This window comes from Phenylobacterium sp. (assembly GCF_020402505.1).
Classification (GTDB): Bacteria; Pseudomonadota; Alphaproteobacteria; order Caulobacterales; family Caulobacteraceae; genus Phenylobacterium.
This window is the reverse complement of the sequence record NZ_JADBZL010000125.1, coordinates 24835-36219: the sequence shown is the minus strand read 5'-3', so window position 1 is coordinate 36219 and position 11385 is coordinate 24835. Positions and strand designations below refer to the sequence as shown.

The window sequence follows — 11385 nt, the reverse complement described above, 5'->3', positions numbered from 1 at the left end:
CGTCGAACTCCACCGGATGATGCTGGTCGAGACGGACTTCGGTTTCGTCCCCTTCGAATCTCAAGGCGAACCAGACCTGCTTCTGTCCCTTCCAGCCCCGTCGTCCTTTCTTCGCCTCGATCGGATAGTCGTAGGCGATCCAGCCCGGGGTCCGGCCTAGGACCGAGACCGATGTGATTCCGGTCTCCTCTTCCAGCTCGCGGAGGGCGGCGGCCTCAAGGTCCTCACCGTCATCGACCCCGCCCTGGGGGAACTGCCAGTTGTAGGGTGGCGGTGTCTCGACCCTTCGGCCCATCCAGACCCGCCCTTCAGGGCTGAACAGAACGAGGCCGACATTCGGCCGGTAGTCATCCAGGTTCATCAGCGAATCCGGGCGAGGGCGGAGGCTGGCGCCAGCTGGTAGCCGCGGCTCTCGATCTGGCTCGCCCATGAGGCCACCTGGCGAAGGGTCAGGGGATAGGCCTGGGTGATCCCAAGTCCCTGGCCCTTCTGCAGGGCCGCGGCCTCGACCGTCAGCAGAGCCTCGTCAATGGCGGCAGGAGAGAGAATGCGATCCAGGACCTGGTCGCCAGAGACCCTGAAGTCGCCGCCACCGGAACCTGCGGCGATCCCGGTGTCGACAAAGGCGAGGCCGCGGCTGCGCAGGGCTCCGTTCAGGGCGCTCATGCCCTCCGGGCTCTTCACGAAGCGCTCGCCCATCCGGTTGGTGATCCCGAAGTAGCCAGTGGTCCGACCCAGGATCCACTCGAGCTTTCGGACTGTTTCTGCGGGCTGGGCGCGAGCCCTCAGCGTGTAGGGACCCGGGTCATTCTCAGGATAGTCTTCAGGCTCCATGGGAACCTCAAGGAGGATCTCATGGCCCCGCTCCCGGGCGCGGTTGATCCAGTCCTGCAGGTTGGGGGCGTAGGGAGAGAAGGCCAGAGTGACCTGGGGCGGCAGGGACTCGATCGCCTGCCGGGTCAGCTCCGGATCAAGGCCCAGGCCGCCGATGACGATGGCCACCCGGGGCCGGCCGCTGGCCTTGAAGGGGCGCGCATAGGCCTTGGCCGGGGTGAGGCCGCCGGGGCCAATCACCGGAAGGATGCCTTCGGCGGTCTTCCGGCTCACCCCTGAGATCGGGGCGGGGGGCAGGGCGCCGCCGGTAAAGGCGCCGGGTGCGGCGAGGGCGTCGGTAGCGGTGGAGAGGGGCGGCGGCTCAGGCGAGCGTGTCAGTCGGTAGTCCGGGAGGGCGAGCTCGGGCCCCGCCGCGCGACCGGCGTTGACCGCGGCGCGCCAGCCCTGCGGCGGAGGCCCCGCTATCGTCGCCCGGACCTCTGGGTACCCCGCGGCGGGGTCCCCCAGAAGGGCGATCAGGCCGACGGCGCTGCCCAGAAACAGGATGAGGGCGGCCCCTGCGCCCACCAGGGGCTGAGCCAGTATCCCCATGAGGCCGCTGGCGTCCGGGCGGATCCTGGAGGCGGCGGGCGGGGCGCGGCGTGTTGAAGGGCGTCTCATGGGGAGGTCTCCGCAAGGGAGCCTTTCGCGAAAGCGTTTCGCAGAGGTTAGTGTCAGTTGGCGCCCAGGGGAACCCGCAGTCTCCGCCGCTGGATTTCAGGGTTTTGGAGTTGGCGTCTCGGCGGCTGCACCCGCCTTGGCGGCTGCCGGGGTCGAGGCCCGCGCGCCCACCACCTCAGCCATGCGGGCCGTGGGCTTGGGCAGCTTAGGGGTCGCTGCGACGGATCCGTTCTTCAAAACGTCCTTCGCCCGGCTCAACTGGAAATCGCCGGTGCGGGGGTTGAAATCAGGCGGCGGCGCCTCGGCCGGTTCGTGCGGGGCCGCCCGCGACCGGCCCTCGTCTGCCTTGAGCGCATTCCGGAAGGAGGCCTCTGAAAACTGGAAGGCGCGGTTGGCGATGGCCTGAGCCTCTTCCCGGGATTGGGCGACCTCAAGGTCGGGTTCAATCCCGGTCTTCTGGATCGATCGTCCGGAAGGGGTGTAGTAGCGGGCAGTGGTCAGCTTGATGGCGCCGTCGGCGCCTCCCCGGAGCGGGATCAGGGTCTGCACCGATCCCTTCCCGAAGCTTGTCAGGCCCACCAGTTCGGCGCGCTTGCGGTCCTGCAGGGCGCCCGCCACGATTTCGGCGGCTGAGGCGGACCCGGAGTTGATCAGGACGACCATGGGCAGGCCGCCGGTGATGTCGCCCGCCCGGGCGTTGTACCGCTCGATATCCCGGGGATTGCGGCCCCGCTGGGAGACGATCTCGCCATTCTCCAGGAAGAGGTCGGAAATGCCCACCGCCTGGTCGAGAAGTCCGCCCGGGTTGTTCCGAAGGTCGAGGATCAGCCCCTTCATGCCGGGGTTCTTGGCCTTAAGCTCGTCGAAGGCCATCCTGGCCTCTTCGGTCGTCTTCTCATTGAAGGCGGATATCCGCAGATAACCGTAGTCTCCCTCGATCCTGGCCACGGCGGAGCGGGTCTTGATCACCTCGCGGACAATGCGGACATCAAAGGGATCCGTCTTCTCCCTCGCAATGGACAGTGTCACGGCTTCACCCGGAGGGCCGCGCATGAGCTTGACAGCCTCGGAGACCGTCATGCCGATCGCCGTCTGGCCATTTACGGCCGTGATGTAGTCGCCCGGCTTGATCCCTGCCTTGAAGGCGGGCGTGCCATCCATGGGCGAGATGACCTTCACCACGCCTTCCTCAGAGCTGATCTCCAGGCCCAGGCCGCCATACTCGCCGCGGGTCTGGTCCCGCATGTCATTGAGCGCCTCGGGGGTCAGATAGTTGGAGTGCGGGTCGAGGGAGGTCAGCATGCCGTCGAGGGCGGACTCGATCAGCTTCCGGGGCTCCACCTCTGCGACGTAGTTTTCTTCCACCGCCTGCACCACGTCGCCGAAGAGTTCGAGCACGCGGTAGCTCTCCGCTCCCGAGGGGCCGGCGGCCAGAGCGTTCTGGTTCAGGTAGGCCATGGTCGCCGCGCCCAGGACGAAGGCCGAGACGCCGATAAGGAGATGCTTCTTCATGAGCGGGCCCGATTCGGAGCGCCGAATGTCCGGCGCGGAGGTGTCTTGGGTCCGGCGCGCCGCCAAACCCAGGGGTAGAAGCCTTATCCTGTTTCCCCGCTGAATCCAGAGCCTTGCGATGCGGCTTTTTCGGGGCGCAGCCAGGGTTCGGGATCAATGGGCCGGCCAAGGTCGCGGAGCTCGAGGTAGAGGTTGACCTCGGCGCCCCGGTCGGCCGCCCGGCCGAGGGCCTGCCCCTCCCTCAGCGCTTCCCCTTCCCGCACACGGGACGAAAAGTCCCCCGCCAGGACCACCTGGGCTCGTGGCGTCGCCTGGACGATGATCGCCTCGCCCCACCCCTCTAGTGGGCCCGCATACAGGACGTCGCCCCCGGAAGGCGACCGGATCTCGGCGCCGGATGGCGCCTTGAAGGTCAGGCCCTGGGCGCGAAGCCCGCCAGGCTGGCGGTTTCCGAAACCCTCAAGGATGGGCCCGGCTGCAGGGGGGGTGAGCATCACCCCCGCCGCCCGGCCCCGGGCGAGGTTTTCGGAGAGGGCGAGCCCTGCCGCCAGTTCGGCCCGGGCGGCGTCCAGTCCGGCCTCCGGTGGGAAGCGGATCGGGTCCGGCGGCGCAAGGCGCAGGGCGACGAGGGCGAGGACCGGGTCAAAAGAGGCCTTGGAGGGGCCGGCCGCCGGGCGGACCTGCGCCGTCGCCGCGGCGAGGGCGATGACCGTCGCCACCGCCAGGATCAGGCCGCCAGCCTTCCATCGGGACTCAATCACGGTGATAGGGCCCTCCGGCCAGAAGGGTGACGGCCCGGTAGATCTGCTCGGTCAGCATGACCCGCGCCAGGGCGTGCGGCCAGGTCTGCGGCCCGAAGGCCAGGGTGTCATGGGCGCGAGCCTTCAGCGCCGGGTCCAGCCCGTCGGCGCCGCCGATCAGGAAGGCCAGCCGTCGCACCCCATCGTCCCTCAGCCGGCCGATCTCCGCGGCGAAGTCACGGGAGGTCCGCGCCCGGCCGGTCTCGTCGCAGGCGATGATCCGGCTGTCGGCGAGATGGGCGCCAAGCGCCTCGGCCTCGGCCGCCTTGCCGGGCTTGCGGCTCTCGACCTCGATCACCTCCACCGGCCCCAGGCCAAGCGCCCGGCCGGCGGCGCTGGCCCGGTCCGCATAGAGGCGCACAAGCCCCGCCTCCGGCGAGCGGGACAGCCGACCGATGGCGACAATGGCGATCTTCACCCGCCGGGCCTCGCCGGAGGCGGGACAAATCCGCCGAACTCCCGCTCCAGCAGCCCGGCGAAATGGAGGGTGGTCAGGTCCTGCATCCATCCGCCGATGACCTGGGCGCCCCTGGGTAGCCCCGACCTCGAAACCCTCACCGGAAGGGCGGTGGCCGGTTCTCCGGCGGTCTGGTCCAGAAGGTCCGAGGTGGATGGTCCGGTCATGGGGGTGTCCTCCCGGGGCCGATCGTGCCTCCCGGGCGGCGGAGGAGTCCAGATACAAGCGCAGATCCGGCCGGAGTCAGGCGGGGGTGCGGTGTCCGGGGGAGTCCACCGACCAGATCTTCTCGATGTTATAGAAGGCCCGGACCTCGGGGCGGAAGATATGGACGATGACGTCCCCGGCGTCGATCAGCACCCAGTCGCAGTGGGGCAGGCCCTCGACGCGGGCGCGGCCATAGCCATGGTCCTTGAGGCTTCGCAGCAGGTGGTCGGCGATGGCGCCCACATGCCGGTGCGAACGACCGGAGGCGACCACCAGCCCGTCGGCCATGGCGGTCTTGCCCTTGAGATCGATGAAGACGACGTCCTGGGCCTGATCATCATCCAGGCGGGTCAGGATAAGCTCCTCCAGCGCGGAAACGCCTTGCGGGAGGGCGGCCCCGGCAGCCGGGGCCGGGGCGGGTTGCGCAGTCTGCGCAGGGTCGGGGCTCAGCGGAACAACTCCTGTTCGATCACGCCAAAAAGGCTCATTACCACAGGGCGCGGCCCTGGTCAGCCTTGTCGTGTACGGCCGGCCTGGAGCCGCTCGCGCAGAGCCGTCGAGGACTGAAAGTTCAAGGGGCCGTAGAGGAATATCCAGGCTGGCGGCGCGAGGTCGGGGAGGCGCCGGGCGCCCAGGACCGGCTGTCGTGCATGGCCGAATCGGCGGGCGGCGGGCGAAGCGCGGCTCTTCAGCGATATCCAGGGACGCGAGACCACGGCCACCGGCAGGGTCCTCAGGATCTGAGTCCAGCCCCGCCAGAGGTGGAAGCCGGCCAGGCTGTCGGCCCCCATGATCCAGACGAACCGGACGCCCGGAAACCGCGCCTTCAGGCCCAGGATGGTGTCGAGGGTGTAGCGGGTGCCGAGCCTGGCCTCGATATCGGAAACAATCATGTCGCGGTCACGGGCGAAGCGGCGAACCCCCTTGAGCCTCTGGGTGAGGGGCAGGGTCTGATCGCCGGATTTCAGGGGGTTCTGGGGCGAGACCAGCCAGATGACCCGGTCCAGGCCCAGGCGCTTGCGGGCGGTCTCGGCGACGTGGGCGTGGCCCTCGTGGGCGGGATTGAAGCTGCCGCCATAAAGTCCGACCTTCATTCCCCTGAAGAGGGTGAAGCCCGGCCTCAGGGCGCCCGGGCGCCCGCCTGCCGACCGTCGCCTGACCTGTCCCGCCGCCCACATGTCAGGTGTCGGGCTGACCTAGGGGAAACCCGGGGGGGGAGCCGATCCCCGAGCGGTCGAGTCCGGCGTCCGCCTGCCGCATGCGGGTCCTGACCGTGAAGACGCCGTCTCCCGCCAGAACCCCGCCCCGGGCGAAGAGCCGGCCGCCCTCCCAGTTGGACAGGCCGAGCTCGGGACGCTGCAGGGCGTACTGGCCGTCGACCCAGCGGGTGAAGCCGTCCCCGGTGAAGGGCGCCTCGACCCCGGCCTCGAAGCGCGCCAGGGCGTCGGGATCTCCGGTGATGAGGGTGGCGACCAGTCGCGGCGCCTGGCGGTTGAACAGGGCGATGGCGCCTTCGAGGTTCTCGACCACGGCCAGGCTGACTTCCGGGGTCTCCTCCCACTCCCACTCCCGGGCCAGGTCGGCCTCCGTGATCAGGTCGGCCCGGGGTTCGGCCACCACGCCCTCCGGCCGCACGACCTCCACGGTCTCGGCCATCCAGGCCGGTCCGGGCAGGAAGACCTCTGCGCCCTGCTGAACATGCAGCCGGTACCCGCGCCGCCGTCGTCCCGCCGCCTCCAGCGCGTCCAGGAAGACCGGGATCAGCTCTGTGGCCCGTGACCGGACGATCACGCAGACGTTGAGGGTGTTGCAGACCTTCCGGTCGAGGGAGTGGTAGACCACCGCGCCGAAGCGGGCGGCGTCCGCCGAGGCGTCGGCGATCATCCAGGCCCCGCCCGTGCCGTGAAGGCTGACCGGGACGCCGGTCTGCCGGGCGATGGCCCCCAGCTGGGCGACGGCGGGCCCCGAGCCCCGGGCCACGGCCAGGGCCAGCCGCCGGTCCGCGAAGAGGGCCCAACCTGCTGATCGCTCGGCGGAATCCACCAGGCTCATGGCGCCGGGCGGTAGTCCCGCCGCCGCCAGGGCCGGATTGACGGCCTCAGCCATGAGAACCCGGGCGCAGCCGAGGGCGTCGGAGCCGATCCGGAAGACCACCGCATTGCCTGTCCGCAGGACGCCGGCAGCATCTGCGAAGACATTCGGCCGGCCCTCGAAGACGAAGCCCACAACGCCCAGGGGCGCGCTCACCAGCTCGACGCTCCAGCCCGGATGGGAGATCTGTTCCAGAAGTCGGCCCCGGCCGGCCGGGCTGTCGCGCCAGACCCTCAGGCCGGCGATCATGTCCCGGCGCATGGCCTCCGAAACCGCCAGCCGGGTGGTCGAGCGGCCCCGTGCGCGCGCCGCCTCCACATCGTCCGCATTGGCGGCGGCGAACCGCGACCAGACGGCGTCGTCCTCGAGCCGACAGGCGAAGTGTTCGAAAAAGGCCGTGATCGCGGCATCCGGAACCCCGGACAGGGCTGTGAAGGCTCGGCTGGCGGCGCCCGTCGCCTGCTCGACAGCGTCGCCGACAGCGGCGGGAACGTGCAGGAGGTCGCCCGTGTCCTGGACCACCACCAGCCGGTCGCCCGGCCGGAAGGCGTCGGCCAGGGCTGGGCTGACAAAGGTCATGCGGTCGCCACCGAAGAGGACAGGCATGCCCGCCGGAAGCGACTCGAGCGGCGCGATCCTCTTTGAGTGCTGCGACATCGCCTCCCCGCTGGCTTCGGACCCTTAGGCTCTGACTGAGCCTTACTAGACCAAACCGGGGGCGGCGCCACGGCGGAAAATCCGCCGCGGGCGGGCCCGGCGGATCAGGCGCGGATCATCGGCAGACGCAAGGTGGCCTTGCCCGTGGCGGCGAGCACGGCGTTGGCCACGGCCGGACCGATAACCGGGGTCCCAGGCTCGCCCACGCCTGAGGGCGGGTTGGTCGAGGGCAAGATGTGGGTCTCGACCGTCGGCGCCTCGGAGTTGCGCAGCACGGGGTAGGTGTCGAAGTTCCGGCGCTCCACCGCTCCGGCCTTGAGGATCATCTCATCATGAAGGGTGGCGGACAGTCCGTAGCAGGTCCCACCCTCCACCTGGGCGGCGATCTGGTCAGGTGAAATCGCGGTTCCGCAATCGATGGCGCTGACCACTCGGCCGACCTTGGGGACGCCGTCCACGATCCGGACCTCGGCGATCTGGGCCACCACCGAGCCGAAGCTCTCATGGACCGCGACGCCCCGGGTGACGCCGGCGGGCGCAGGGGTGTCCCAGCCCGCCTTCTCGGCGGCGAGCTTCAGGACGGCGATGTGGCGGTTGGCGCCGGCCTTCTCGAGAAGGGCGAGGCGGTAGGCCACCGGATCCTTGCCGGCCTTGCGGGCCAGCTGGTCGATGGTGTGCTCCATGACGAAGGCGGTGTGGGTCGCGCCCACCGACCTCCACCAGAGCACGGGCACGCCCAGCTCCGGCATCAGCACCTGGCCGTCCACCGCAGGGGTCGCCTTCAGGTAGGGGGAGCCCATCGCGCCCTCCACCGTGCTGGTGTCGATCCCCTTGGGCGCCATGGGCGAGCCCTTCATCAGGGACTGGGTGACCACACGGTGCGTCCAGGCCGCGGGGAAGCCGTCCTTGTCCATCCGCACCTTGACGCGATGATGGGTCAGGGGCCGGAAGTAGCCCGCCGCCATATCGTCCTCGCGGGTCCAGACCAGCTTCACCGGCGTGCCCTTGCCCACCTTCTTGGCGATGTGGACGCACTCGGCGATGAAGTCCGACTGGAAGTTGGCGCGCCGGCCGAAGGAGCCGCCGGCGAACAGGTTCTCGATCTGGACCGAGCCGGGAAGGGTCATGGCGATCCGGGCGGTGTTCAGCTGGTCCAGGGTCGGCGACTGCGAGGCCACGGTCAGCTTGACCCCGCCCTTGCCACCTACCTGGGCGACGCAGTTCATGGGCTCCATGGTCGCATGGGCCAGGAAGGGAAAGTCGTAGGTCGCCTCGAAGATCTCGCCGTCGCCGGCCGCCGCAGCGTCGCCGCGGGTCTCGAAGGTCTCCCACTTCAGCTTCTCCGGCAGGGCGCCCTTCCCCGCGGCCCACTCCGCATACTTCGCCTCGATCTCCGCCGAGCCGAGGGGTTCAGCCTTGGCCTCGTCCCAGGTCACCTTCAGGACGTTGCGGCCCTGCAGGGCGGCCCAGGTGGACCGGGCCACCACGGCCACGCCGGTTGGGATCTGGATGACATCCACAACCCCTGCGACCTTGCGCGCCTCTGCGTCGTCGAAACCGCTGACCTTGGCCCCGAACCGCGGGGCGTGGGCGACGACGGCCGTGAGCAGGCCCTCCATCTTCACGTCCTGCGTGTAGCGCGCCTCTCCGGTGCTCTTGGCGCGGGAATCCTTGCGGCGGACCCGGTCGGTGCCGATCAGGGTGAAATCCGCATGCGACTTCAGTTTCGGCTCTGAGGGGGGCGTGATGGCCGAAGCCGCCTGGAGCAGCTCACCGAAACCGGCGGACTTGCCCGACCCCGCGTGGCTGACAACCCCGTCCTTGACGGTAAGCTCAGTCTCCGGGACGTTCCAAGCCGCTGCGGCGGCGGCGGTGAACATGGCGCGGGCGGCGGCGCCGGCCTTGCGCAGTTGCATCCAGCTGTTGGGGATGGCGGTGGACCCGCCGGTGCCCTGCACCCCCATCAGCGTATTGGCGTAGAGCTTGGCGTTCGCCGGGGCCTGCTCGACGCTGACCCGGCTCCAGTAGGCGTCCAGTTCCTCGGCGACGATGGCCGCAAGGCCGGCGTGCGTACCCTGGCCGAACTCGATGTGCTTGTTGAAGACGGTCACTGCGCCGTCGGCGGCGATCCGGATGAAGGGGCCGAAGGCGCCGACCTCGGTCTTGGCGCCCGCCGCAAGAAGATCTGCGGGAGAGCAGCCGACCAGCAGGGCGCCTGAGACGAGGGCGGTTCCGACCACCAGTTCCCGGCGGGTGGCGCCGGCCCGGGCGGCGTCCGTGTCGACATGGGCGTTCATGGAGGAGCTCCTAGGGATCAGGACGTCAGGCGCGGGATTGGGCGGCGGCTTCGCGGATGGCGGCGCGGATGCGCTGATAGGCGCCGCAACGGCAGATGTTGCCATCCATGGCGGCGTCGATGTCCGCGTCGGAAGGGTTGGCGTTTCCCGCCAGCAGGGCGACGGCGCTCATGATCTGGCCGGACTGGCAGTACCCGCACTGGGGCACATCCAGCTTCACCCAAGCCTCCTGGACGGGATGGGTCCCGCCGAGGCCCTCGATGGTGGTGATCTTCACGCCGGCCAGGGCGCTAACCGGCAGGGAGCAGGAGCGTACGGGCGCGCCGTCGGCGAGAACGGTGCAGGCGCCGCACTGGCCGACACCGCAGCCGTACTTGGAGCCGGTCAGTCCGGCCTCGTCCCGCAGGACCCAGAGAAGGGGTGTGTCGGGCGCCGCCTCGACCTGGACCGTGCGACCGTTGATCTCGAGCCTGGTGGCCATGATGGAGTCCCCGGAGCTTTATCGAAAGTCCGCATCTTAACGGCGCTTAGCCGGGCCTGTATAGTGCCGCTCCCTGTCCTGGAGGTCTTCCATGCCCCAATCCCGCAGAGTCTTCCCGGCGTTTTGCGCCGGTCTTCTGGTTGCGGCCGGTCTCTCGGTGCAGCCGGCCGCTGCGGCGGACGGCGCCCGGATCTTCAACCTGCAATGCCGGACCTGCCATGGGGCTGCGAGCACGGTGGCCGGGCCTGCCCTGACCGGGGTCGCCGGGGCGCGGATCGCCAGCCGCAGCGACTTCGCCTACTCGTCAGCACTCAAGTCCAAGGGCGGCGCATGGACAGACGCTGCGCTTGACGCCTATCTGGCCGCGCCAACCCGGTTCGCACCCGGCGGAAGGATGATCACGGCCGTTGCGTCGCCTAAGGATCGCGCCGCTCTGATCGCCCATCTCAAGACTCTCAGATAGGCATCGAAGGGACCGACTTGGACGTTTTTCCCGCCTTCTTTCCGCTCGCCGGACGCAGGATTGGTCTGGCTGGAGACGGCGAAGGACTGGAGGCGCGCCTTCGACTTCTCGCCGGAGGCCCGGCGGAGCTGGTCCGGCTTGCCCCTGAGGAAGCCGTATCGCCCGGGTGCTGGACCGGCCTTGTCCTTGGCTTCATCGTCCATCCGGATGAGGCCTTCGCCGCCCGCGCCTCGGAAGCGGCGCGACAGGCGGGCGTTCCTGTGAATGTGATGGATCGCCCCGCCCTCTGCGATTTCACCGTCCCCGCGCTCATTGACCGCGGCGCCCTTGTGGCGGCTTTTGGGACGGGGGGCGCTTCGCCGCTGGTGGCCGCCCGGCTCCGGGCGGAGCTGGAGCCCCGGGTTCCGGAGGGGATCGGGCGGCTGGCCCGCTTTCTCGACGCCCGGAAGACAGACTTGCGTCGCCGTTGGCCCGACCCCGGCGAGAGGCGGGTCGTCCTCTCGGCCCTTCTGGAAGGGCCCGTCGCCGCTGCTGTCCTGGAGGGTCGGTCTGATGACGAGGTTCAGGCGCTGCTCGAACACGCCCTGACGGCCTCGACCCGGCCGCCCGGCCGGCTGTTCGCCATTCCCCCGGAGACGCCCGCCGATCTTCTCTCCTTGCGAGCTCTGCGGGCCCTGTCTTCCGCCGACGTCCTGGTTTCGGAGCCGGGAGAGGGTCATGACGTGGCGGTTCTGGCCAGGCGGGAGGCGCGTCGGCTTTCCCCGGGCGCGGCGGGACCCCCGGTTGTCTCCGGTCTCATCTCCGAAGGGCGGACCATCGTGCTGCTGGTTGACCCCGGACCCTGGCGGACGGCCGGCCTGTCGGCAGAAGCCCTTCCGGTGGCCGGAAACGCCTGAGTCGCCGGGAGTTCGCGGTCGCCGAACGAG

13 protein-coding genes are annotated in these 11385 nt (G+C 69.7%); 2 read left to right on the top strand and 11 right to left on the bottom strand.

Going from position 1 to position 11385, the window contains the following annotated elements; all coding sequences use genetic code 11:
- The 11 genes from IM632_RS09435 to IM632_RS09385 all read right to left on the bottom strand — a co-directional run.
- Nucleotides 1-361: RNA pyrophosphohydrolase (locus IM632_RS09435; RefSeq protein ID WP_296552262.1), on the bottom strand; the 361-nt coding region annotated here is incomplete at its 3' end.
- Nucleotides 361-1494, bottom strand: coding sequence for a divergent polysaccharide deacetylase family protein (locus IM632_RS09430; RefSeq protein WP_296524897.1), 1134 nt, complete (start codon nucleotides 1492-1494; stop codon nucleotides 361-363). The genes IM632_RS09430 and IM632_RS09435, both read right to left, overlap by 1 nt.
- 96 nt (nucleotides 1495-1590) lie before the next feature.
- The gene (locus tag IM632_RS09425) at nucleotides 1591-3006 is read right to left on the bottom strand and encodes a S41 family peptidase (protein WP_296481909.1); all 1416 of its coding nucleotides are present in this window, start codon (nucleotides 3004-3006) and stop codon (nucleotides 1591-1593) included.
- An 83-nt stretch (nucleotides 3007-3089) separates the two neighbouring features.
- Complete coding sequence (locus tag IM632_RS09420) at nucleotides 3090-3767, bottom strand: peptidoglycan DD-metalloendopeptidase family protein (protein ID WP_296481906.1); 678 nt, start codon at nucleotides 3765-3767, stop codon at nucleotides 3090-3092.
- Nucleotides 3760-4224, bottom strand: coding sequence for a 23S rRNA (pseudouridine(1915)-N(3))-methyltransferase RlmH (rlmH, locus tag IM632_RS09415; RefSeq protein ID WP_296481903.1), 465 nt, complete (start codon nucleotides 4222-4224; stop codon nucleotides 3760-3762). Before rlmH ends, IM632_RS09420 begins: the two co-directional genes overlap by 8 nt.
- A complete protein-coding gene (locus IM632_RS09410; RefSeq protein ID WP_296481900.1) occupies nucleotides 4221-4430 on the bottom strand; it encodes a hypothetical protein in 210 nt (69 codons plus the stop codon). Before IM632_RS09410 ends, rlmH begins: the two co-directional genes overlap by 4 nt.
- 76 nt (nucleotides 4431-4506) lie before the next feature.
- On the bottom strand, nucleotides 4507-4839 hold the full coding sequence (gene rsfS / locus IM632_RS09405) for a ribosome silencing factor (RefSeq protein WP_293511636.1): 333 nt from the start codon (nucleotides 4837-4839) through the stop codon (nucleotides 4507-4509).
- 140 nt (nucleotides 4840-4979) lie between these two features.
- A complete protein-coding gene (locus tag IM632_RS09400) occupies nucleotides 4980-5648 on the bottom strand; it encodes a nicotinate-nucleotide adenylyltransferase (RefSeq protein ID WP_296499069.1) in 669 nt (222 codons plus the stop codon).
- 1 nt (nucleotide 5649) lies between these two features.
- Entirely contained in the window at nucleotides 5650-7218 is a 1569-nt protein-coding gene (locus IM632_RS09395) for an aldehyde dehydrogenase family protein (RefSeq protein WP_296499071.1), read from the bottom strand.
- A 104-nt stretch (nucleotides 7219-7322) separates the two neighbouring features.
- Complete coding sequence (locus IM632_RS09390; RefSeq protein ID WP_296481891.1) at nucleotides 7323-9515, bottom strand: xanthine dehydrogenase family protein molybdopterin-binding subunit; 2193 nt, start codon at nucleotides 9513-9515, stop codon at nucleotides 7323-7325.
- Nucleotides 9516-9540: 25 nt separating this feature from the next.
- Nucleotides 9541-9996 (bottom strand): (2Fe-2S)-binding protein, encoded by a 456-nt coding sequence (locus IM632_RS09385; protein ID WP_296481888.1) that lies wholly within the window; start codon nucleotides 9994-9996, stop codon nucleotides 9541-9543.
- Nucleotides 9997-10087: 91 nt separating this feature from the next.
- Between IM632_RS09385 and IM632_RS09380 the strand changes: the two genes are divergently transcribed.
- Together IM632_RS09380 and IM632_RS09375 are read left to right on the top strand one after the other, a co-directional pair.
- The gene (locus IM632_RS09380) at nucleotides 10088-10459 is read left to right on the top strand and encodes a c-type cytochrome (protein WP_296481886.1); all 372 of its coding nucleotides are present in this window, start codon (nucleotides 10088-10090) and stop codon (nucleotides 10457-10459) included.
- A gap of 17 nt (nucleotides 10460-10476) precedes the next feature.
- Entirely contained in the window at nucleotides 10477-11355 is an 879-nt protein-coding gene (locus tag IM632_RS09375; protein WP_296481883.1) for an NAD(P)-dependent oxidoreductase, read from the top strand.
- Nucleotides 11356-11385: the final 30 nt, after the last annotated feature.